The sequence below is a fragment of the Lysobacter sp. K5869 genome (assembly GCF_018847975.1).
GTDB lineage: Bacteria > Pseudomonadota > Gammaproteobacteria > Xanthomonadales > Xanthomonadaceae > Lysobacter.
Genome location: NZ_CP072597.1, coordinates 4,563,984 through 4,585,413 on the forward strand (window position 1 = coordinate 4,563,984; position 21,430 = coordinate 4,585,413).

The following is a 21,430-nucleotide window of genomic DNA, read 5'->3' on the forward strand; positions in this document are numbered from 1 at the left end:
AGAGATGACCGAAGTATTCCTGGGACAAATCATGCCCGTGGCGTTCAATTACCCGCCGCGCGGCTTCGCCTTCTGCAACGGGCAATTGATGGCGATCGCGCAGAACCAAGCGCTGTTCTCGTTGCTGGGCACCACCTACGGCGGCAACGGCACCACCAATTTCGCCCTGCCCGACCTGCGCAGCCGCACGCCGGTCGGCTTCGGCAACGGCACGTCCGGCTACACCTTGGGGGAGCAAGGTGGAGTGGAGAACGTGACCTTGCTGACGACCCAACTGCCGAACCACACCCACGCCGTGTCCGGCACCACCGCCGCCGCCACCACCCGCGCCCAGCGCGACGGCCTTTACGCCAAGGACACCACCGCGATCTACGCCAACACCGGCGGCCCGCAAGTAACGATGGGCCCGAGCACCGTCACGCCGAGCGGCGGCACCCAGCCGCACACCAACATCCAGCCGTATCTGACGATCAATTTCTGCATCGCTCTCAGCGGCATCTATCCCTCGCGCAACTGACCTGCGGCGCTCGCATCGCGCCGGCTCCGCGCCGGCCGCGTTCCTATCGATACATTTCGGAGTTCATTGCATGAGCACGCCCTATCTCGGAGAGATCCGCATGTTCGGCTTCGGCCGCGCGCCCATCGGCTGGCAAGCCTGCGACGGTACGGTCCTGTCGATCGCGGAAAACGACGCGCTGTTCAATCTGATCGGCACCACCTACGGCGGCGACGGCATCAGCACCTTCGCCGTGCCCGACCTGCAAAGCCGCGTGCCGATCCATCAAGGCACCGGCCTGGGCCTGTCGCCCTATGTGCTCGGCCAGCGCGCCGGCGTCGAGTCGGTCACCCTGATCGGCAACCAGATGCCGCAGCACACCCACACCCTGCTGACCACCACCAGCGCCGCCACCGTCAACCAGCCGGCCAGCAACACCCTGCTCGGCTCGCTGAGCGGCGACACCATGTACATCAGCGACATCACCAACCTGCAGCCGATCCCGCTCAACACCGCCAGCATCGGCACCGCCGGCGGCACCCAGCCGCACAACAACCTCATGCCCACCCTGGCGATCCAGTTCTGCATCGCCACCTCGGGCGTGTATCCCTCGCAGGGCTGACGCGAGCGCGGTTCTTGCGGCCGCCGCCGTACGGCGCGGCCCGACATCGATCAAGAGGAAGTACCCATGACCGAACCATACATCGGCGAAATCCAGATCTTCGGCTTCAACTTCGCGCCGCGCGGGTGGGCCCCGTGCACCGGCGCGCTGATGCCGATCCAACAAAACACCGCGCTGTTCGCGCTGCTGGGCACCACCTACGGCGGCGACGGCAAGACCACCTACCAGTTGCCCAACCTGGTCAACCGCGCGGCCTGCCGCCAGGGCCAGGGGCCGGGCCTGAGCAATTACACGCTGGGCGAGACGGTCGGCAGCGACAGCGTCACCCTGACCTCGAACGAAATGCCGACGCACAACCACTTCATCCAGACCTACAACCAGAACGACGTCGGCAAGCGCTCGGGCACGCCCAGCACCAACAACTGCCTCGGCTCGCCGACCAGCTTCGCCTTCGCCGGCGTGCCCGCCAACGCGCCGTTCGCGCCGACGATGCTGCAACCCACCGGCGGCGGCGGCCCGCACGAGAACCGCCAGCCCTACCTCGCGACGAATTTCTGCATCGCGCTGCAGGGCGTGTTCCCGGCGTTCCCGTGACCATGCAAGCCGCGCTCTCCACCGCGCCGCCGCTGGCGTTCCCGCCGCCTCGCGCCGGCCGCCTGGACCTTCCCGCGCCCCTGGAGGGGCGCGGGATCGGCCTGCGTTGCGCCGTCGACGCCGACATCGCCTGGCTGCGCGCGCTGTACCGGCAACTGCGCGCGCACGAATTCGCGCCGATGGGCTGGCCGCCGCAAGCGCTGGCGGCGTTCCTCGATCAACAGTTCGCGATGCAGCACCTGCACTACACCCGCCACTACGAACGCGCCGAGTTCCTGGTGGTGGAACGCGACGGCGCGCCGGTGGGCCGGCTGTACCTGCAGCGCAGCGCGCCGGAGCATTTGCTGGTCGACATCAGCCTGGACGCGCGCGTGCGCGGCGAAGGCATCGGCGGCGCGCTGATCCGCTGGGCGCAGGACGAAGCCCACGCGCGCGGACGCGGCATGCGCCTGCACGTGGAGCACGGCAACCACGGCGCGCGCCGGCTGTACGAACGGCTGGGCTTCGCCGTGGCGGACACGCTGCCGACCCATGCGCTGATGCGCTGGGACGCGGACTTGCGTTGAGCGCCGCCGCGGGCGGCGCCAAGGAAGGAACGGGGAAGACCATCGCGCCGGCCCGAGCCGGCGGAGCGGCGCTGCGCGGATGCCGGCAGCGATCCGGCGCGCACGCGGCCGGCGCGGACTACGCCGCGCGGCCGCCGCGTTCGCTCAGTTGAACACGGCCTGGTAGAGAAAGCCCTCGCGCTCGCGCGCGACCGGCACCAGGAAGATGCCGACCTCGCCGATCGAGGCGTGGCGCATCACATACGTCTGCTGCGGGAACAGGAACGCCGAGCCGTTGCGGAACAACAGCGAGAACGGCACCCGCGCCGACATCGGCTGCGGCTGGGTGCTCAGCGCGCGCGCTTCGACCAACACGAACGGCACCTCGCCGTCGTTGATCTGCGCGGCGTAGGTCTCGTTCACGTGCGGAGCGAAGTGGTCGAGCGTCAACAAATCCATCGATGCGGGCCTCCCCAAAAGCCGAGGCCGCATCCTCTCCGCGACGGCGCGCGGATGCAAGCCCCGGGTGCGCGGCGCAGGGCGTTCGCCGACCGGCGGCGGTGAGCGCGTTCGGGCGGAAGGCCGCGCGGGCAAAGATAAGTAAAGAGGAACGAGTGAAGAGGAACGAGAAACCAGTAGAAGCCGCTCTACTCGTTCTTCGTTTCTCTTCACTGGTTCCTGCCTCACTCGGCTCGCACCGGCCGCGGCGGCGCAGATCGATGCGTCTGCGCCCGCCGCGGCCGGCCGATACCAGGGAACTGCCGCCGTCGCCGCGCCCGGCGGCGACTGCCCGCGCGCCCGGCGCGGCCGTCACCACGACGAGACGGCCGGCGGAGCGTCCGCGCCAGCGCGCAGGGCGCGCGCCGCGACGGCGGCATCGGCTCGCGCGCCTTGCGCCGGGAGCCGTCCCCTCCCCCGCACCCGCGGGGAACCGCTGGCGCCGCCGCATCGCGCGGCGACGCCGAAAACCCGCAGCGGCGCTTACAAAGCGGCCGCCGCCGTCGCCGGCAACGCGCGTTCGCGGATCGCGGTCACCGCGACCACCGCCTCGACGCTTTCGCCGCCGGCCTGCACCCGATAGGTGTAGGTGTCGACGCCGGCGAAGCCCGGATCGGGCCGATACGTCGCGCGATCGCGCTCGATCGTGACCCGCCCGTGGCGCGGCGCCTGGGCGAGGCTGTAACGCAGCGGCGCGCCGCTGCCGGCGGCGCCGCGCAGCACGATGGTCGAATCCGCGCCGTCGACGCTGTGGGTGACCACATCGCCCGCGTGCAGCGGCTCGAACCGGCGCAGCCGCGCCAGTTCGCGCGCGATCGGCGCCAAGGCCGCATCGCGTTCGCGCTGCGCCGGCTCGACGCGCGCGCGGCCGGCTTCGCGTTCGGCGTCCGTTCGCGCCTCCTGCGACGCGGCCGAGGCCAACTGACTCAGGGAAAGACCGAGAAGCCCATCCTCCGACTGCGGGGCGCCGATCGCGCCCGCTCCCAGCGCGAGAAGCGCCAGGCCGATCGCGAGGGGCCCCTGGATACTCTTGTACGGCATGCCAACTCCTTCTGGTGGTGTCGAGTACGAAGACTCCGGACCGCGCATCCGTGCGCGCATCGCCGTTGCGAACGCGATCCTGGCTTGGGTCCGGACCCGTTCGCGAAGGTGTATCGCCAACGGGAAAGCATGATCGCAGCAAGGCGTCGCAGGGGCCGAGACCGGGCGCGAACGCGGTCGAAAAAAGCGCGATCCGGCGGATGTTTTTTCGCTGCGGGCAACGCGTGGAATCGCGCGCTCCGCAAGCGCCGCCGCGGATCGGACGCACGAACGCCCGGGCAAAGAAAAAGCCCGCCGAAGCGGGCTTTTTCTACCACTCGGCGCGAACGCCCGGGCTCAGTATTCGCCCATGAAATCGCGCTTGCCGATGTCCATGCCATTGTTGCGCAAGATCGCGTACGCGGTGGTCGCATGGAAGAAGAACTGCGGCAGGCCGTAATGCACCAGGTAGTCGTGGCCGCTGAAGCGACGCTCCTTCGGCGTGCCCGCGCGCAGCACGATCTCGCGATCGTGCGCGCCCTCGAACAAGGCCGGTTCCAGGCTCTCCAGGAACTCGCGGGTCTTCGCCACCCGCGCCAGCAATTCGTCGAAGCTGCGCTCGCTGTCGTCGTAGGCCGGCACCGCCACGTCGGCCAGGCGCGCGCCGATGCCCTTGGCGAAATCGCAGGCGATCTGCACCTGACGCAGCAGCGGGAACATGTCGGGGAACAGGCGCGCCTGCAGATAGGCGTCGGCGTCGATCTTGCGCTCGGCGGCGTGGGCCTGGGTGCGGGCGAGGATCGTGGACAGGCTGCCGAGCAATTGCTGCAGCACCGGGACGCTGGCGGTGTACATCGAAACGGTCATGGCGGAACCGGGTTGGGAAGGATGGCGCCTATGGTAAGGCCTGCGGGGCGAGGCGGCACGAAAGCATCGGCGCCGCAGTGCCGCGACTGGAAGCCCGCGGCTCGGAACCCGCGATCCTCGCGCCAGGAATTTCGGATCCGACGGATTCCTTTCGCTCCGCAATGAACTTCACTCGTCCTGTCGCTTGCCGCGCCGCTTGCCCCGGCTCTCCTTCAACGCCGCCGCCCAGCGTTGCGCACCGGTGCCCTGACCGCCCAACGCATCCTCGGGATTGGCCAAGCGGCAACGGTCCAGCGACAGGCAACCGCAACCGATGCACTGATCCAAGGTGTCGCGCATCAAGGTCAGATGGGCGATGCGTTGCTCCAACTCGTCTTTCCACGCCGCCGACAGTCGGCTCCAGTCGGCGCGCGTGGGCACGCGCGAATCGGGCAGCGTTTCCAAGGCTTCGCGGATCGTCGCCAGCGGCATGCCCACGCGTTGCGCGACCCGGATCACCGCGATCCGGCGCAACGTGTCGCGGCTGTAGCGGCGCTGATTGCCGGCGGTGCGCACGCTGTGGATCAACCCCTTGGCCTCGTAGAAATGCAGCGCCGACACCGCCACGCCGGAGCGCTCGGCCACCTGCCCCACGCTCAATTCCATCGCCACGCTCATGCATCGCCTCGCTTCGGGCCGGGGGTGCGGCAAAACACCGCGCAGAAATCGCGCGCACCCTATTGACCTCAACTTAAGTCAAGGTTCTATGCTGCGCTCGGTCTCACAAAGGCGTCAAGTCATGGCTTCGCAACGCAACGCGAACGAATCCTCACCTTCCCCCAAGGTCAAGGCCGTCGTGTTCGACCGCTACGGCGCGCCGGAAGTGCTGCGCGCGGTCGAGCTGCCGATGCCGCAAGCCGCGCCCGGCGAAATCCGCGTGCGCGTGCGCGCGGCCGGCGTGCGGCCGAGCGACATCGCGCTGCGCAGCGGTTTGAGCGCGCGCGGCGGCAACGACGGCCGCGCGCGTTTCCCGCGCCGGCTCGGCAACGAGTTCGCCGGCGTGGTCGATCAAGTCGGCGCGGGCGTCGCCGAGTTCGCGGTCGGTGACGAAGTGATGGGCTGGGCCGCGGCGATGAGCTACGCCGAAGCGCTGACCGTGCCCGCCGAGCAAGCGGTGCACAAGCCGCACACGATGACCTGGGCGGTCGCCGGCGCCCTGCCCTCGACCGGCCAGACTGCGCACGCTGCGCTGCGCCAGCTCGGCGTGCGGGCCGGCCACACTGTGCTGATCCACGGCGCCGCCGGCGCGCTCGGCTGCGTCGCCGTGCAACTGGCGGTGGCCTGGGGCGCGCGCGTGATCGGCAGCGCCGCCGCGGACGATCACGATTACCTGCGCACGCTCGGCGCGCTGCCCGTGGCCGACGACGCGAGCGGCGTCGAGCACGCCCGCGCGCTGGCCCCGCACGGCATCGATGCGTTGTTCGACACCTGCGGCCACGTCGATTTCGCGCCATGGCTGGCGCTGGCCGCGCCGCAACGCGCGTTGAGCCTGTCGCGGCGTTACGGCTTGGCCGAACTGCGCAGCCAGCGCAGCCGCGAACGTCTGGCCGAACTGGTCGCGATGCACCAGCGCCACGGCCTGATGGTGCCGGTGCGCGAAATGTTCCCGCTGACCCGCGCCGCCGAAGCGCACCGCGCGGTCGAGCGCGGCCCGGCGCGCGGCAAGGTGGTGCTGATGGTCTACGAGGCCATGCCGCTGTCGCTGCTGAGGCTCAGCGCATGAGCGAACGCGGCGGCGAAGCGGGCGGCGCGCACGCGCGGACGTTGTCGGGAGAGCCTTCGGAGTCGATGGGCCATGTGATCGGGTCGCAGGGCGCCGGGGCCGAGGGCTCTCCTTACAACCTCCACGACGAGGCGCCGCCTCGCACGGACGCTTCCGTTCCGGTCCCCGACGAACGCATGCTGGCGCGGCGGAGCGGATCGGCCGGAACGGGAGCGCCCGTGCGAGGCGGGGCGTCGGCGCAAGACGTGTTAGAAGACAGCGTGCCCTATACCGACGACACGCAAACACCGCCGCGCGAAAGCCTGTTCGCCCCGCGCTACCGCGGCCTCACCGTCGGCGCGGTCGCGCTGGTCAGCTTGGTCGGCTTCGAGGCGCTGGCGGTGACCACGGCGATGCCGACCGTGGCGCGCGCGCTCGACGGCTTGCCGCTGTACGCGCTCGCCTTCGCCGGAACGCTCGCCGCCAGCGTGGTCGGCATGGTCGCCGCCGGCCCCTGGGCCGACGCGCGCGGTCCCGGCGGGCCGCTGCGCCACGGCATCGCCTGGTTCGCGCTCGGGCTGATCGTGGCCGGGCTGGCGCCGTCGATGGGTTGGCTGATCGCCGGACGCATCGTGCAGGGCTTCGGCGGCGGCTTGATCTCGGTGGCGCTGTACGTGGTGGTCGGGCGGGTCTATCCGCCGGCGCTGCGGGTCAAGATCTTCGCCGCGTTCGCCGCCGCGTGGGTGTTGCCGGCGATCGTCGGCCCTGCGATCAGCGGCGCCATCGTCGAACACGTCGGCTGGCGCTGGGTGTTCCTGTCGGTGCCGCTGGTGGCGGCGCTGGCCGCGTGCTGGGTGCTGCCGTCGCTGCGCGGGCTGGGCCCGATCGCCGAGGCCGAACCGGCGCGCCCCGGCGACGCGATGCGCTTGCCGTGGGCGGTGCTCGCCACCGCCAGCCTGCTGGCGCTGCATTACGGCGGCCAGCGCAGCGGCTGGACCGCGCTGGCGTGGCTGCTGCCCGCGGCGCTCGCGCTGACGCTGGCGGCCTCGCGCCTGCTCCCGCCCGGCGCGCTGCGCGCCGCGCGCGGGCTGCCCACCGTGGTCTCGCTGCGCGGCATCGCCGCCGGCGCGTATTTCCTCACCGAGGCCTACATCCCGCTGCTGCTGTCGTCCGAACGCGGCCTGTCGCCGACCTGGGCCGGCGCGGTGCTGACCCTCGGCGCGATCGGCTGGTCCACCGGCTCGTGGCTGCGCGGCCGCAACGCGCACCCGCGCCGGCCGTGGCGCTATCTGCAAGCCGGCATGGCGATGATCGCGCTGGGCGTGACCGCGATCGCCGCGCTGGCGCTGCTGCGCGCGCCGATCGCGCTCGGCATCGCCGGCTGGATCGTTTCGGGGCTGGGCATGGGCCTGATCTATCCGACCCTGTCGGTGCTGATGCTGGAACTGTCGCCGCCGCAGGAACAAGGGCGCAATTCCTCGGCGCTGCACCTAGGCGATGCGATGTACACCGCCGCCGCGCTGGCGCTCGGCGGCTCGGTGTTCGCGGCCTTGCTGAGCCGCTCGCACACCTTGGCCTATGTGTGCGGCTTCGCCATCGCGTTCGCGTTGGCGGCCTTGGGGCTGATGCTGGCGGCGCGGGTGCGGGTACTGCCGCGGGCTTGAACGCCGCGCTTCAGCGCGCCGTCTGCGCCTGCGCGCGCGCCGCCGCGAGCTGGCGCGGCGCGGCCTGGGCCAACCGCTGGTATAGCGCCACCACCTGCTCCATCAAGCCTTGCGTGCTCCAGCCGCGCGCGTCCACCGGCCCGGCCGCGGAAAGCCGCGCGCGCAGTTCCGGCGAGCGCAGCACATCGGCCACGTGCGCGGCGAAGGCGTCGACGTTCTCCTCGCTGACCACCGCGCTGCGCGCATCGCGCAACACCGTCGCGGTGCCCATCACCGCGGTGGAGACGATCGGCACGCCCAGCGCCATCGCTTCGATCAGCACCAGGCCTTGGGTCTCGGTCGGCGAGGCGAACACGAAGGCGTCGCCGGCGCGGTAGGCGTCGAGCAAGGTGGTGCGGCGGTCGAGATTGCCGAAGAAGCGCACGTTGCGGTCGAGCCCGTATTCCTTCGACAAACGCTTGAGCCGCTCCGCGTCCGGGCCTTCGCCGGCGACGATGAACATCAGATCCGGGAAGTCGACGATCAGCTTGCGCGCCACCTGCAGCAGGAAGGCGATGTTCTTCTCCACGGCCAGACGGCTCACCGTCACCAGCGTCGGCCGCGTCGCCTCGATGCCGTGCTCGGCGCGGAACGCCGCGCCGTCGCCGCGCGCGAACTCGCTCAGGTCGATGCCGGTCGGCAGCACGGTCGAGGGCGTGGCGATGCCGTAGCGGTTCAGCACCTCGACCATCTGCGCGGTCGGCACGATCAGGTGATCGACGCCGTGGCAGAGCATGCGCGACAGCCGCCGCGCGACCAGCCGCAGCAGCGCCACCGGCGCCCACGGCAGGTAGTGGCCGATGTATTCCTCGAAATAGGTGTGGTACGTCTCCACCGTCGGCCGGCCGGTCAGCTCGGCCAGCCGCACGCCCAGGCGGTGGGCGCGGAACGGGGTGTGGATGTGGATCACGTCCCACGGGCGCTTCGCCAGTTTCGGCAGGATCCGGCGCATGTCCGGGGCGCGGATCAGGCGGTCCTCGGGGTCGAAGAAGATGACCCGGGCCGGCAGGCGGACGATCTCGAACTCGTCGCTGTCGTGCAGTTCCTGGCCGCTGCCCGGGCCGTAATCCGGCGCGACCAGGGTCACCGCGTGGCCCATCCGCGCCAGCGACTGGGCGAAGGTGCGGATCGAGGTCGACACCCCGTTGACCCGCGGGAAGTACACGTCCGAGAGCATCAGGATGTTCATCCTGCCCAGCCTAGAGGGGGCGGATGACCGATTTGTGTCCTGGGCGCCACACCCGGCAAATCAACGTGGTTGCGTAACCCGCCCCGGCTTCCCACCATGGCTCACCGCCCCGCCCGCCGCGCCGATGTCCCGCCTCCCCGATACCGATTCCGAGTCCCCCGCCCCCGTCCGCCGCCCGCGCTGGCTGCGCCGCGTCCTCGCGCTGGTCCTGCTGGCCTGGATCGCCAGCGGCGTCTACCACGTCTACAAGCCGCTGCCCGCCGGGGTCAGCGTGGCCGGCCCGCTGCGCACCGCGCGCGAAGTCGCCCTGCTCACCGACATCACCTGGACCGACCCGCAAGGCGCGCGCCACAGCGATCAGCACGTGTTCGACGAAGCGCTGCGCCTGATCGGCCAAGCCGACCGCGCCATCGTCGCCGACCAGTTCCTGTTCAACGATTTCGGCAGCGAAAACCCCGGCGATGCGCGCTACCGCAAGCTCAGCCAGGAACTCACCGACGCGCTGATCGCGCGCAAACGCGCCGTGCCGGGTTTGACCGTGGTGCTGATCACCGACCCCATCAACACCGTCTACGGCGGCCGCGCCTCGCCGTATCTGGATCAGTTGCGCGAAGCCGGCGTCGAAGTCGTCGCCACCGACCTCGCCCGCCTGCGCACGCCGAACCCGGCATGGTCGGGCCTGTGGCAGTTGTGCTGCCGCTGGGCCGGCAACGACGCCGACGGCGGCTGGCTGCCCAATCCGCTCGGCCCCGGCAAAGTCGGCCTGCGCAGTTGGCTGGCGCTGCTGAATCTCAACGCCAACCACCGCAAGACCCTCGTCGTCGATCAAGGCCCGGACTGGACCGCGCTGGTGGCCTCGGCCAATCCGCACGACGCCAGCAGCCTGCACGGCAACGTCGCCCTGCGCTTCAGCGGCGCCGCCGCGCTGGATCTGCTCGCCAGCGAGCGCGCGGTGGTCGCGCTGTCGGGCGCGGCGTGGCCGCGCGCGTTGCCGGCCGCGGTTCCGCCCGAGAGCATCGTCGACACCACCAGCGCGCCGCGCGTGCAAGTGCTGACCGAGGCCAAGATCCGCGACGCCCTGCTCGCCGCGGTCGACGGCGCGCGCGGCGGCGACCGGCTCGATATCGCCGTGTTCTATTTCTCGCACCGGCGCCTGGTCGATGCCGTGGTCGCCGCGCACAAGCGCGGCGTCGGCGTGCGCGTGCTGCTGGATCCGAACGAAGACGCCTTCGGCCGCAAGAAGAACGGCGTGCCGAACCGGCAAGTCGCCTCCGAATTGGTCGCCGCCGGCGTTCCGGTGCGCTGGTGCGACACCCACGGCGAGCAATGCCACGCCAAGCTGCTGCTGCGCACGGGCAGCGACGGCAAGATCGAATTGATCGCCGGTTCGGCCAATTACACGCGGCGCAATCTGGACGACTACAACCTGGAATCCAGCGCGCGCGTGGTGGCCCTGGACGACGCGCCGGTGGCGCAGCAGGCCAAGGCCTATTTCGAGCACAGCTGGAGCAACGGCGACGGGCAGACCATCAGCGCCGATTACGCCAAATACGCCGACGAATCGACGCTGCGCAAGATTTGGTACCGCATCGCGGAGGCGAGCGGGTTGTCGAGTTTCTGAGTCGGCATCGCATTTACGGCGCGATCCGATGCCGCGCGGTCGCGGTTCACGCCGCTCCTACAGGTCGTCCATGTAGGAGCGGCGTGAGCCGCGACCGCGAAACCGCAACCACGACGCCCCCCGCCGCGCGCGTCATCGGGCAATCGTCCGCCACCATGCTGCGCCGCAGCTTGCCCCATCGGACGATGGCGCCGTCGCCCGCGCGGCGCTTCACTGCGGCCACGCCGGAGCCCGTTCCGGCCTGGGGAGCCGCCGCATGTCCGCCGCATTCCGCCCGCTCCGCCGGCCCGCGCGCCGCGCGGCCCGTCGCTGGCCGCTGCTGTCCGTCCTGCTCGCCGCCGCGGCCTGCGCCGCGCCCGCGTTCGCTTCCAGCGAAGTGACCGGCTTCGGCGGCAACCCCGGCAATCTGCGCATGTTCGCCTACGTGCCGCCGAACCTGCCGGCCGACGCGCCGCTGGTGGTCGCGCTGCACGGCTGCTCGCAAAGCGCGGCCAGCTACGACGCCGAAACCGGCTGGGAAATGCTGGCTCAGCGCTGGCGCTTCGCCCTGCTGCTGCCGCAGCAGCAAAGCGCGAACAACTCCAGCACCTGCTTCAACTGGTTCGAGCCGGGCGACACCGCGCGCGGCCAGGGCGAAGCGCTGTCGATCAAGCAAATGATCGACCGCATGCGCGCCGATCACGCGACCTCGAACAGCCGCGTCTACGTCACCGGCCTGTCCGCCGGCGGCGCGATGGCGGCGGCGCTGCTCGCGGTCTACCCCGACACCTTCGCCGGCGGCGCCATCGTCGCCGGCTTGCCGTACCGCTGCGCGACCTCGTCGTCGGCCGCGTTCTCGTGCATGTCGCCCGGCACCGATCTCAGCCCGCAGCAATGGGGCGACAAGGTGCGCGCCGCGAGTTCGCACGCCGGCCCGTGGCCCATCGTGTCGTTGTGGCAAGGCGACGCCGATTACCTCGTGCGGCCGATGAACCAGACCGAGCTGATGCAGCAATGGACCAACGTCCATGGCATCGACCAAACGCCGGAGGTCGAAGACACCGTCGCCGGCGTCGCGCACAAGGTCTATCGCGACGCGGCCGGCCGCGCCTTGGTCGAGACCTATACCGTCGCCGGCATGGGCCACGGCGTGCCGGTCGACCCGGGCAACGGCGAAAGCCAGTGCGGCACGGCGGGCGCTTACGTTCTCGACGCGAACATTTGTTCGAGCTACTACATCGCGCGTTTCTGGGGGCTGGACGATCTGGACCCGAACCCGCCGCAAGCGGTCTTGACGGCGCCGGCCGACGGTGCCGCGGTCAGCGGCACGGTGACGCTGACCGCCGAAGCCAGCGACGATGTCGGCGTGGAGCGGGTCGAGTTCCTGCTCGACGGCGCGGTGCTCGGCAGCGACGCCAGCGCGCCGTACTCGCTGCAATGGAACAGCGCGAACGCGAGCGACGGCGCGCATCGCTTGCAGGCGCGGGCTTTTGATTTGGCCGGCAACACCGGTTCCTCGGCGGCGGTCACGATCCAGGTCAGCGGAGGCGGCGCCGCGACCTTGGTCATGGAGTTCGACAACGAAGACGCCAACGACGGCTACGTCAAGGCCAACGCCGACGGCAGCGCCGCCGCGGCCGGCACGCTGGAAGCCAGCTACGGCCTCGCCAGCGGCCGCGGCGCCGACGCCAAGCTCAACCGCAGCCTGCTCTCGTTCGACACCTCCGCGTTGCCCGACGGCGCGAGCATCGTCGCCGCCACGCTCAGCGTCGCCTTCCGCAGCGCTTACGGCGACCCGTGGAGTTCGCCGGCCGGCAACCGCCTGCTGATCGACGCGCGCCGCGGATGCTTCGGCGGCTGCGCCATCGAAGCCGGCGACTATGCCGCCGCGGCCGACGCCGACGCGGTCGCCGAACTCGCGCGCTTCACCGGCGGCCGTCAGAGTTCGGGGGCCTTCGACGCGGCGGGCCTGAGCGCCATCGATCCCGCCGGCCGCACCCAGCTGCGGCTGCGTTTCGAGCAAGCCCCTGTCGGCACGAACTATTTGTGGATCGATCGCGGGGCCGGCGCGAAGCTTCGGGTCGAGTATCGGCCGTGAGGCGGAATGGGAGATGGCGTGTGGAGATAGGAGATAGGAGATAGGAGATAGGAGATAGGAGATAGGAGATAGCTTAGGCCGGCTTTTGCTATCTCCTAGCTTCTGTACGCTATCTCCTCGCTCCCCGCCCCTCCATGCCGTATCGTCCCCGCCATGGATCCGCTCCGCTACCTGCGCGGCTACCCGCCGCACGTCCTGACCCAAGTGCAAGCCTTGATCGACGCCGGCAAGCTCGGCGAGGTCTTGCGCAAGCGCTACGACCACGGCGGCCACGACGTGCGCGACGACAAGGCGCTGTACGAATACGTGGTGGCGATCAAAGACCGCTACATGCGCAAGGCCGAGCCGCTCAACAAGGTCGTCTACGACAACAAGCTGCACGTGGTGAGCCAGGCGTTGGGCACCCACACCGCGATCTCGCGCGTGCACGGCGGCAAGCTCAAGGCCGCGCGCGAGATCCGCATCGCCACCTTGTTCCGCGACGCGCCGGCGCCGTTCCTGGAAATGATCGCGGTGCACGAGCTGGCGCATCTGAAGCATCGCGACCACGACAAGGGGTTCTATCAGCTGTGCTCGCACATGAGCCCGGACTATCACCAGCTCGAGTTCGATCTGCGCTTGTATCTGACCGCGCAGGAAACCGAGGCGGCCTCCAAGCGCTGAGGCTGGGTGTAGGAGCGGCATAAGCCGCGACCGCTCTCCCCAATTCGCGCCGTCGCTTCGTTTGCGCGGTCGCAGCTTACGCAGCTCCTACACTCGGAAACTAACCGGCCGGAGCCCTGTAGGGGCGGCGTAAGCCGCGACCTCCCCCCATTTCCGCCGTCGCTTCGTTTTCGCGGTCGCAGCTCGCGCAGCTCCTACACTCGGAAACGAACCGGCCGGAGCCCCTGTAGGAGCGGCGCGAGCCGCGACCGCGAAAACCCAACCACGACGAAACCCGCCGATCCGCCGTCAATCGTGATGCTCTTCCTCGCGCACCATCAACAGCGCGATCAAGGTCAGCGCGCCCGCCGCCGCCAGGTAATACCCGACGTACGCCAGCCCGTAACTCTGCGCCAGGAAGGTCGCGATCGACGGCGCCAGCGACGCGCCCAGGATCCCCGCGAAATTGAACGCCAGCGACGCGCCGGTGTAGCGCACCGCGGTCGGGAACATCTCCGACAGAATCGTCCCCAACGGCCCGTACGTCAGCCCCATCACGCCCAGCCCCAGGCTCAGGAACGCGAACACGCCCCAGGCGTTGCCGCCGACGAACAACTGCTCGAACAGCACGCCGAACACCATCACCGCCAGGGTCGAGACGATCATCGCCAAACGCCGCCCGCTGCGGTCGGCGAACATCGCCGACAAGGGAATGGTCGCGGCGAAGCACACCACGCTGCCCAGTTGCAGCAGCAGGAATTCGTGGCGGGTGTAGCCCAGGTGCGCGGTGCCCCAACTCAGCGCGAACACCGTCATCAGATAGAACAGCACGAACGTCGCCAGCGCCGCGAAGGTGCCGGCGATCAGCGCGCCGGGATGGCGCAGCAGCACGCCGACCATCGGCACCTTGACCCGCTCGTGATGATCCATGGCCTTGCGGAACGCCGGCGTCTCGCTGATCCGCAGCCGCACCCACAGGCCGACGAACACCAGCGCCGCGCTGGCCAGGAACGGGATGCGCCAGCCCCAGGCGAAGAAGGCGTCGTCGCCCATCAGGTCGGTCAACACCAGGAAGATGCCGGTGGACAGGAAGAAGCCGATCGGCGCGCCCAGCTGCGGGAACATGCCGTACCACGCGCGCTTGCCCGGCGGCGCGTTCTCGGTCGCCAGCAACACCGCGCCGCCCCACTCGCCGCCCAGGCCCAGGCCTTGGCCGAAGCGGCACAGCGCCAGCGCGATCGGCGCGGCGATGCCGATGCTGGCGTAGGTCGGCAGCAGGCCGATGGTGACCGTGGACAGGCCCATGGTCAGCAGCGCCGCCACCAGCGTCGCCTTGCGCCCGATGCGGTCGCCGAAATGGCCGAAGATCGCCGCGCCGACGGGGCGGGCGAAGAACGCCAGCGCGAACGCGGCCAGCGATTGCAAGGTCGCGGTGTTGGGATCGGCCGAGGGGAAGAACAGCTTGGGGAACACCAGCACCGCGGCGGTGGCGTAGATGTAGAAGTCGAAGAACTCGATGGTGGTGCCGATCAGGCTCGCGAACAGGACCCGCGAGGGAGAATTGACCGTGGCCTGGGCGGCTGCGCTCATCGGCATGTCCGGATTGTCGGGGGGAGGTGCTGCATAGATACCCGATCCCGGGCCGGTTCGGCAAAGCCCCGATGGTCTTAGCCGCTGGCCGCGCACGGCGCGATCCGGCAAGGTGGCGGCACCCCCGCCGCGAAGCCCCGCGTCCATGAGCGAATCCGCCCCTCTCCGCGTCGCCTTGATCGGCTACGGCTTCGCCGGCAAGACCTTTCACGCGCCCTTGATCGCGGCGACGCCGGGACTGGCGCTGAGCGTGGTCGGCTCCAGCGACGCGGCCAAGGTCGCCGCCGATGTTCCCGGCGCCGCCGTCGTCGCCGACCCGCTGCGAGCCGCGACCGATCCGCGCGCCGACCTGATCGTGATCGCCACGCCCAACCACAGCCACGCCCCGCTCGCGCGCGCCGCGCTCGCGGCCGGCAAGCACGTGGTGGTCGACAAGCCCTTCACCCTGGACCTGAGCGAAGCGCGCGAACTCGCGGCGCTGGCGCAACGCCACGACCGGCTGCTGTCGGTGTTCCAGAACCGGCGCTGGGACAGCGACTACCTCGGCGTGAAACGCGCCATCGAATCGGGCCGGCTCGGCGAGATCGCGCACTTCGAATCGCATATCGACCGCTTCCGCCCGCAGGTGCGCGAGCGCTGGCGCGAGCAGGCCGGTCCCGGCACCGGCGTGTGGTGGGACCTGGGCCCGCATCTGGCCGATCAGGCGCTGCAGTTGTTCGGCCTGCCCGAGCGCGTGTTCGCCAGCCTCGCCACGCAGCGCGAAGGCGCGGTGGTCGCCGATTGGGCGCACGTGGTGCTGGAGTACCCGCGGCTGCGGGCGATCCTGCACGCCGGCATGCTCGCCGCCGGCGGGGTTTCGCGTTTCCTCGTCCACGGCAGCGCCGGCAGCGTGGCGAAAGCGCGCGCCGACCGGCAGGAAGCGCAGTTGCTCGCCGGCATGAAGCCCGGCGCGCCCGGCTGGGGCGAGGACGACGACGAACTGCGATGGTTCGGCGCCGACGCGCAAGAACGCTGGCCGACGCCGGTCGGCGATCAGCGCAATTACTACGCGCAAGTGCGCGACGCCGTCGCCGGCCGCGGCGCCAACCCCGTCTCGCCGCTGCAAGCGGTGGCCTTGATGGCGGTGCTGGAAGCGGCCGAGGCTTCGGCCGCGCAAGGCCGCGCGTTGGCGCCGGCGTTGAGCGAAGAAGAGCGCGCCGCGTTCGCGCGCGAGCGCGAGGCCGCGCAAGCGCGAGGCTGAGCCGGACTCACCGTCGCTCATCGCGTGATGAACGATCGCGCCGCGCGTACCGCCACGTACTGCGCGAAAGCGAAAGCGCGATTCCAACGAAGAAAAAAACCGCTCGCGTTTTCGCCGCGCGAGCGTGAACGCGCGCGCCGCGCGTCACGCGCCTGCGCGGACCGAGCGCACGCGTTCGCGCGGCGTCCGGGCGAATTTGCAAGCGCGGAAGAACTCGCAAGCGCGCCGCGCGCACACGCGCAGCGCCGAGTTCATCGCAGATCGGCAAATCGGTAATAAGCACGGCGGCTAATGCGCGAAACATCAAAGTTTCGCCGGCGCGCGCTTTTCTACTCTGTGCGCGCTCCAACCGAGCGGCGCCGCCTCTCCCCGGCGCGGCGCCGCGACGCAACGGATGCGCCCTTCCCTCCCGGCCCCGCGCGGGCCGTTGTTCAGTTGCGCGACTCCGGCCATTCCGGCGCCGCGCCATGACCGCAATTGGCGGCGAGGCCATGGCCGCGCCGCGTTCCAGGGGAGTCGTCGGCGGCCTCGTTCCTCGCCCACGCCGCGACGCATGCGCGTCGACGGCGGCGCGTGCGCGCGGCCGCGCCGCGGCATCGCTGTCTCCACACACACCTCCACCGAAGCAGGTACTTACCATGAATCAGCGCATCCTCCGCTCCGTCCGCCTGAGCGCCCTCGCCTGCGCCCTGGGCCTTTCCTTCGTCGCCACCCAAGCCAGCGCGCAAAGCGCGGAAGTCGTATCGGCCGGGAGCAAGGCCTGCGCGCTCAGCGGCGGCGTCACCGTCACCCTGCTGGGCCTCAACACCACGTTGCCGCTGCCGTGCACCGGTCAAGCCCAGGTCACCGCGCCGGGCAGCAAGGAGAACAGCGCGCTGGGTCTGGACATCGGCCTGCTCGGCTTGGTCAGCGTGGTCAAGGTCGACGTCGCCCAACAGCGCGCCGACTACACCAACCTCGCCGGCGCCACCGCGCTCGACGCGCGCTCCTCGGCCGCGGGCCTGAGCCTGGTGCAGAACCTCGTCAGCCTGGAAGGCGCCAGCGGCACCTTGGCCTGCGACTCGCTGACCGGCAGCACCGTGCTGCAGTGCCAGGCCGCCGCCAACGTCGCCGACGTGCGCATCGCCGGCGGCAACGTCATCACCGTCCCCTCGCCGCTGCCGCGCGATTTCACCGTGCCGGTCGGCGGCAGCATCCGTCTGGTGGTGCTCGGCCTGACCATCGAAGTCCCGGTCGGCGGCGCGCTCAAGCTCAACCATGTCACCACCCAGGGCGCGGGCACGCGCAACGTCAGCGTGACCCACAAGCCGGCGCAGCTGACCCTCGGCGGCAGCGTGCAGGTCGGCGGCCTGGGCCTGGTCGGCGTCAACGTCGAAGCCGCGGTCAGCCCGGAGACCATCAACGTCACCGGCCGTACGCCGTTCACGGCCGTCACCGTGGATTGAGTTGGTTCGTTAGCGGCGTAGTTCGTCCGCAGCGCCCCGCGTCGGCGACGACGCGGGGCGATTGTGTTTTGAGGCTAGGGAAAGAAGGGAATGGGGAAAGAAGGGAATGGGGAATGGGAGGGAGCGCAGGTGAAGCCCTCATTCCCCATCCTTCTTTTCCTCTGTTCCTTTCGCCGAAAGCGCTATCCTCCCGCCCGCCGCAACATGGCGAGTGCGGAGCTCCCCATTCCCCATTCCCCATTCCCCATTCCCCATTCCCCATTCCCTATTCCCTTCTTTCCCTAGCGCTGAAAGCGCGATCCCCCACAACTGCGCAACCTCGATCAACTCCCCCCTGCCACCCTCTCCCGGCACGACGACGACGGAGCATGCCCTTGGTTCGCAGCACCACCTTCGAGCAATACAGCGCCCGCATCGAGAAAGTGGTGGCGTTCCTGGCGCAACGCCTCGACCAGCCGCTGACCTTGGCGCAACTGGCCGAAGCCGGGCATTTCTCGCCCTATCACTTCCACCGCGTCTACCGCGGCCTGATGGGCGAGACCATCGCCAGCACCCAGCGCCGCCTGCGCCTGCACCGCGCCGCGCACGAGCTGCTGCACAGCCCGCACAGCATCGCGCGCATCGCCCAGCGCGCCGGCTACGCCAGCGTCGCCGCCTTCACCCGCGCGTTCGGCGCCGCCTACGAGCAGACTCCGGCGGCGTTCCGCAAGCGTCGTGCCGCCCCGCCCGCGCTGGCCCGCGCGGACTTCGACCCGACTCTGGAGAGCCTCATGTACACCGCGCAAATTTCCACCCTCGCCCCGCACCGCGCCGTCGCCCTGCCGCACCGCGGCGACTACAACGGCATCGGCCCCGTGTTCGAGCGCCTGTACGGCTGGGCCGGCGCGTCGGGCCTGCTCGGCCCGCAGCCGGTGCGCGCGTTCGGCATCTACTACGACAGCCCCAACGACACGCCGGCCGAAGAACTGCGCTCCGAGGCCTGCCTCGCGGTGCCGGCCAACACCGCGCCCGGCGACGGCATGCGCTGGATCGAGATCGCCGGCGGCCGCCACGCCGTGGTCGTGCACACCGGTCCCTACAGCGAACTGCACCGCGCCTACGACTGGCTGTTCTGCCAATGGCTGCCGGCCAGCGGCGAGGAAGCCGGCGACGCGCCGGTGTACGAGGAATACCTCAACGACAGCCGCAGCCTGCCGCCCGAGCAATGGCAAACCGCGATCTGCCTGCCGCTGAAATGATCCGTTCGCAGCGCCTGTAGGAGCGGCGTAAGCCGCGATCCACCCAATCGACGCACGCAAGCGAAGCCGCCGAAGCCCTGATCTTCGGCGGCTTTTTCTTGTCGATCTTTTCCGGCTTCGGCTATCGCGTGGTATTCGATCGCTTCGGTGGATCGCGGCTCACGCCGCTCCTACGCACAGCGCCAACTCGCACCGCGCTCACAGATCGCACCCGCCCCATCGCGCCGCATCAACGGATTTTTAGCGTTCCAACCGCTACCGTGCGTCCATGACGCATCCAAGCCCGCAGTCCCCGGATCGCCCGCGATGAGCGCGCAGTGCGATTACAGCTTCGGCATCGAGGAAGAGTTCTTCCTCGTCCGTCCCCACAGCCGCCTGCTCGCCACGCAAGTGCCCGCGCGCCTGCTCAAGCGCGCGCGCGCCGAACTCGGCGAGAGCATCGAAAGCGAACTGCTGCAAGCGCAGATCGAAATCGCCTCGCCGGTGCAATGCGACCCCGCCCAGGCCCGGCGCCAACTCGGCGAACTGCGCCGCGGCCTGGCCGCGCTCGCGCACGAGCACGGGCTGGCGCTGCTCGCCGCCGGCACCCACCCGCTGGGCCAATGGCGCGAGCAAAGCCCGACCGATAAGCCGCGCTACCGGCAGTTGGTCGAGGATTTCCAGATCGTCGCCCGGCGCAGCCAGGTCTGCGGCCTGCACGTGCACGTGCAACTGCCCGACGACGTCGACCGCGTGCAAGCGATGAACCGCGCGATGCCGTGGCTGCCGTTGCTGCTGGCGCTGTCCACGTCCTCGCCGTTCTGGGACCGTTTGAACAGCGGACTGATGAGCTACCGTCAGGCCATGTACGACGAATGGCCGCGCACCGGCATTCCCGATTTCTTCGCCGGCGAAGCCGAGTACGACGCCTTCGCCGCGCTGCTGGTGCGCGCCGGCGCGATCGGCGACGCGGGCTCGCTGTGGTGGGCGATCCGGCCCTCGCCGAACTTCCCCACCGTCGAGCTGCGCATCAGCGACGCCTGCACCCACCTCGACGACAGCCTCGCCATCGCCGCGCTGTTCCGCTGCCTGATGCGGCATATCTCGCGCCACCCCGCCGAAGCGCCGCCGTGCGACGCGGGCACGCGCCGCTTGATCGACGAAAACCGCTGGCGCGCCAAGCGCTCGGGCCTGCAGGCCGAATTCTTCGACGCCAGCGGCCGGATCGAACCCGCGCTGGCGCAGCTGCGGCGTTTGCGCGAACTCGTCGCCGACGATGCCGCCGCGCTCGACTGCACCGCCGCGCTGGCGCATCTGGACGTGATCGCCGAGCGCGGCACCAGCGCGCACGCGCAGTTGGCGATCTACCGCGAACGGCGCCAAAACGGCGCCAGCCGCAACACCGCGCTCAAGGCCGTGGTCGATTGGCTGCTGCAAGCGACCGTCCCCGCCGCGGACGCCGACACTCCCCCGAATTGATCCGCCCGAGCCCGCCATGGCCAACGCCGCCCGCAAACTATTGATCGGACTGTCCCCGCGCATGATGCGCAACCTGCCGCCCGAATACGGCTTCCGCAACAAGACCCTGCAATACCTCGAGCAATCGATGGCGCATTGGGTCATGAGCAGCGGCGCGCTGGTGGTGATGATCCCCACCGTCGACGCCGAGGGCGCGGTCCAGGCCAGCGACCTGTCGGTGCGCGATTACGCCGGCGCGCTCGACGGCCTGATCCTGCAAGGCGGCGCCGACATCGACCCGGTCGCATACGGCGAACGTCCCAGCGAATTGCTGATGGCGACCGATCCCGATCGCGACCGCTTCGAGCTGAGCCTGCTGCGCGCCTTCATCGACGTCGGCAAACCGGTGCTCGGCGTTTGCCGCGGCATGCAGCTCATCAACGTCGCCCACGGCGGCAGCTTGTACCAAGACTTGGTCGGCGGCGGCGCGACCCGCGCGCAGCATTACATTCCCGCGCAGTACGACGAACACAAGCACGCCTTGCGCTTGCGCGAGGACGGCTGGCTGGCGTCGCTGTATCCGCAGGTGGCCCAGCCGCAGGTCAATTCGATCCATCATCAGGGCATCAAGCAAATCGGCGACGGTCTGCAAGTGGAAGCCTGGTCCGAGGACGGCATCGCCGAATGCGTGCGCGGCGACGAGGGCTTCGTGGTCGGCGTGCAATGGCATCCGGAGTTCCACGATCATCGTTTCCCCGAATTGTTGTCGGGGCGGCCGTTGTTGATGGCGTTCATCGAGGCGGCGCGGCAGCGCGAGCGGGCCGGGGGTTGAAGCCTGCGCGGGCGAACGGGAGTTTCGGCGTGG

Annotated in this window: 20 protein-coding genes; 14 read left to right on the forward strand and 6 right to left on the reverse strand. The window is 70.1% G+C overall.

The genetic code is table 11. The features are described from left to right. The first annotated feature begins 4 nt into the window (after positions 1-4). From J5226_RS19040 to J5226_RS19055, 4 genes are all read left to right on the forward strand, one after another. Positions 5-517, forward strand: a complete 513-nt coding sequence (locus tag J5226_RS19040; protein ID WP_215836109.1) for a tail fiber protein — start codon at positions 5-7, stop codon at positions 515-517. 70 nt (positions 518-587) lie between these two features. Next, positions 588-1,118, forward strand: coding sequence for a tail fiber protein (locus J5226_RS19045; RefSeq protein ID WP_215836110.1), 531 nt, complete (start codon positions 588-590; stop codon positions 1,116-1,118). A gap of 66 nt (positions 1,119-1,184) precedes the next feature. Continuing rightward, on the forward strand, positions 1,185-1,712 hold the full coding sequence (locus J5226_RS19050; protein WP_215836111.1) for a tail fiber protein: 528 nt from the start codon (positions 1,185-1,187) through the stop codon (positions 1,710-1,712). Positions 1,713-1,714: 2 nt separating this feature from the next. Beyond that, positions 1,715-2,278: a GNAT family N-acetyltransferase gene (locus J5226_RS19055; RefSeq protein WP_255323130.1), complete on the forward strand. Its 564-nt coding sequence runs from the start codon at positions 1,715-1,717 to the stop codon at positions 2,276-2,278. A gap of 144 nt (positions 2,279-2,422) precedes the next feature. On the opposite strand, the gene J5226_RS19060 is transcribed toward J5226_RS19055, so the two are convergent. The 4 genes from J5226_RS19060 to soxR form a co-directional block, all read right to left on the reverse strand. Further along, positions 2,423-2,716 (reverse strand): hypothetical protein, encoded by a 294-nt coding sequence (locus tag J5226_RS19060; protein WP_215836112.1) that lies wholly within the window; start codon positions 2,714-2,716, stop codon positions 2,423-2,425. Between the two features lie 522 nt (positions 2,717-3,238). Beyond that, entirely contained in the window at positions 3,239-3,796 is a 558-nt protein-coding gene (locus tag J5226_RS19065) for an Ig-like domain-containing protein (RefSeq protein WP_215836113.1), read from the reverse strand. 336 nt (positions 3,797-4,132) lie between these two features. Next, entirely contained in the window at positions 4,133-4,642 is a 510-nt protein-coding gene (locus J5226_RS19070; protein ID WP_215836114.1) for a DUF1993 domain-containing protein, read from the reverse strand. Between the two features lie 168 nt (positions 4,643-4,810). Next, complete coding sequence (gene soxR, locus J5226_RS19075; RefSeq protein WP_215836115.1) at positions 4,811-5,299, reverse strand: redox-sensitive transcriptional activator SoxR; 489 nt, start codon at positions 5,297-5,299, stop codon at positions 4,811-4,813. Positions 5,300-5,420: 121 nt separating this feature from the next. Between soxR and J5226_RS19080 the strand changes: the two genes are divergently transcribed. Both J5226_RS19080 and J5226_RS19085 read left to right on the forward strand, forming a co-directional pair. After that, positions 5,421-6,404 carry an NADP-dependent oxidoreductase gene (locus J5226_RS19080; RefSeq protein ID WP_215836116.1) on the forward strand — a complete coding sequence of 328 codons (984 nt, stop codon included), beginning with the start codon at positions 5,421-5,423 and terminating at the stop codon, positions 6,402-6,404. A gap of 260 nt (positions 6,405-6,664) precedes the next feature. Next, positions 6,665-8,047 (forward strand): MFS transporter, encoded by a 1,383-nt coding sequence (locus tag J5226_RS19085; protein ID WP_255322855.1) that lies wholly within the window; start codon positions 6,665-6,667, stop codon positions 8,045-8,047. Between the two features lie 10 nt (positions 8,048-8,057). Here the strand turns inward: J5226_RS19085 and J5226_RS19090 are convergent, their stop codons facing one another. Beyond that, positions 8,058-9,275: a glycosyltransferase gene (locus J5226_RS19090; RefSeq protein ID WP_215836118.1), complete on the reverse strand. Its 1,218-nt coding sequence runs from the start codon at positions 9,273-9,275 to the stop codon at positions 8,058-8,060. A gap of 124 nt (positions 9,276-9,399) precedes the next feature. Between J5226_RS19090 and J5226_RS19095 the strand changes: the two genes are divergently transcribed. The 3 genes from J5226_RS19095 (at position 9,400) to J5226_RS19105 (ending at position 13,636) form a co-directional block, all read left to right on the forward strand. Beyond that, positions 9,400-10,896 (forward strand): phospholipase D family protein, encoded by a 1,497-nt coding sequence (locus tag J5226_RS19095; protein ID WP_215836119.1) that lies wholly within the window; start codon positions 9,400-9,402, stop codon positions 10,894-10,896. Positions 10,897-11,152: 256 nt separating this feature from the next. Continuing rightward, positions 11,153-12,973 (forward strand): PHB depolymerase family esterase, encoded by a 1,821-nt coding sequence (locus tag J5226_RS19100; protein WP_215836120.1) that lies wholly within the window; start codon positions 11,153-11,155, stop codon positions 12,971-12,973. 153 nt (positions 12,974-13,126) lie between these two features. Beyond that, positions 13,127-13,636: a M48 family metallopeptidase gene (locus J5226_RS19105; protein ID WP_215836121.1), complete on the forward strand. Its 510-nt coding sequence runs from the start codon at positions 13,127-13,129 to the stop codon at positions 13,634-13,636. A gap of 288 nt (positions 13,637-13,924) precedes the next feature. On the opposite strand, the gene J5226_RS19110 is transcribed toward J5226_RS19105, so the two are convergent. Then, complete coding sequence (locus J5226_RS19110) at positions 13,925-15,211, reverse strand: MFS transporter (protein WP_345778188.1); 1,287 nt, start codon at positions 15,209-15,211, stop codon at positions 13,925-13,927. Positions 15,212-15,350: 139 nt separating this feature from the next. Between J5226_RS19110 and J5226_RS19115 the strand changes: the two genes are divergently transcribed. The 5 genes from J5226_RS19115 to J5226_RS19135 all read left to right on the forward strand — a co-directional run bounded on the left by J5226_RS19115 (position 15,351) and on the right by J5226_RS19135 (position 21,397). Then, positions 15,351-16,445: an oxidoreductase gene (locus J5226_RS19115; protein ID WP_215836123.1), complete on the forward strand. Its 1,095-nt coding sequence runs from the start codon at positions 15,351-15,353 to the stop codon at positions 16,443-16,445. A gap of 638 nt (positions 16,446-17,083) precedes the next feature. Next, positions 17,084-17,890, forward strand: a complete 807-nt coding sequence (locus J5226_RS19120) for a hypothetical protein (protein WP_215836124.1) — start codon at positions 17,084-17,086, stop codon at positions 17,888-17,890. Positions 17,891-18,264: 374 nt separating this feature from the next. Beyond that, a complete protein-coding gene (locus J5226_RS19125) occupies positions 18,265-19,128 on the forward strand; it encodes an AraC family transcriptional regulator (RefSeq protein ID WP_215836125.1) in 864 nt (287 codons plus the stop codon). 306 nt (positions 19,129-19,434) lie between these two features. Further along, the gene (locus J5226_RS19130) at positions 19,435-20,586 is read left to right on the forward strand and encodes a carboxylate-amine ligase (protein ID WP_215836126.1); all 1,152 of its coding nucleotides are present in this window, start codon (positions 19,435-19,437) and stop codon (positions 20,584-20,586) included. Positions 20,587-20,602: 16 nt separating this feature from the next. Further along, entirely contained in the window at positions 20,603-21,397 is a 795-nt protein-coding gene (locus tag J5226_RS19135; RefSeq protein ID WP_215836127.1) for a type 1 glutamine amidotransferase, read from the forward strand. The last annotated feature ends 33 nt before the right edge of the window (positions 21,398-21,430 follow it).

Bases quoted from the DNA above. Each gene is read 5' to 3' on its own strand.
- J5226_RS19120 (WP_215836124.1), top strand. From the start codon at position 17,084: ATGAATCAGCGCATCCTCCGCTCCGTCCGCCTGAGCGCCCTCGCCTGC.
- J5226_RS19060 (WP_215836112.1), bottom strand. From the start codon at position 2,716: ATGGATTTGTTGACGCTCGACCACTTCGCTCCGCACGTGAACGAGACC.
- J5226_RS19070 (WP_215836114.1), bottom strand. From the start codon at position 4,642: ATGACCGTTTCGATGTACACCGCCAGCGTCCCGGTGCTGCAGCAATTG.
- J5226_RS19065 (WP_215836113.1), bottom strand. From the start codon at position 3,796: ATGCCGTACAAGAGTATCCAGGGGCCCCTCGCGATCGGCCTGGCGCTT.
- J5226_RS19110 (WP_345778188.1), bottom strand. From the start codon at position 15,211: ATGCCGATGAGCGCAGCCGCCCAGGCCACGGTCAATTCTCCCTCGCGG.
- J5226_RS19045 (WP_215836110.1), top strand. From the start codon at position 588: ATGAGCACGCCCTATCTCGGAGAGATCCGCATGTTCGGCTTCGGCCGC.
- J5226_RS19115 (WP_215836123.1), top strand. From the start codon at position 15,351: ATGAGCGAATCCGCCCCTCTCCGCGTCGCCTTGATCGGCTACGGCTTC.
- J5226_RS19105 (WP_215836121.1), top strand. From the start codon at position 13,127: ATGGATCCGCTCCGCTACCTGCGCGGCTACCCGCCGCACGTCCTGACC.
- J5226_RS19095 (WP_215836119.1), top strand. From the start codon at position 9,400: ATGTCCCGCCTCCCCGATACCGATTCCGAGTCCCCCGCCCCCGTCCGC.
- J5226_RS19080 (WP_215836116.1), top strand. From the start codon at position 5,421: ATGGCTTCGCAACGCAACGCGAACGAATCCTCACCTTCCCCCAAGGTC.
- J5226_RS19055 (WP_255323130.1), top strand. From the start codon at position 1,715: ATGCAAGCCGCGCTCTCCACCGCGCCGCCGCTGGCGTTCCCGCCGCCT.
- J5226_RS19090 (WP_215836118.1), bottom strand. From the start codon at position 9,275: ATGAACATCCTGATGCTCTCGGACGTGTACTTCCCGCGGGTCAACGGG.
- J5226_RS19135 (WP_215836127.1), top strand. From the start codon at position 20,603: ATGGCCAACGCCGCCCGCAAACTATTGATCGGACTGTCCCCGCGCATG.
- soxR (WP_215836115.1), bottom strand. From the start codon at position 5,299: ATGAGCGTGGCGATGGAATTGAGCGTGGGGCAGGTGGCCGAGCGCTCC.
- J5226_RS19130 (WP_215836126.1), top strand. From the start codon at position 19,435: ATGAGCGCGCAGTGCGATTACAGCTTCGGCATCGAGGAAGAGTTCTTC.
- J5226_RS19050 (WP_215836111.1), top strand. From the start codon at position 1,185: ATGACCGAACCATACATCGGCGAAATCCAGATCTTCGGCTTCAACTTC.
- J5226_RS19040 (WP_215836109.1), top strand. From the start codon at position 5: ATGACCGAAGTATTCCTGGGACAAATCATGCCCGTGGCGTTCAATTAC.
- J5226_RS19100 (WP_215836120.1), top strand. From the start codon at position 11,153: ATGTCCGCCGCATTCCGCCCGCTCCGCCGGCCCGCGCGCCGCGCGGCC.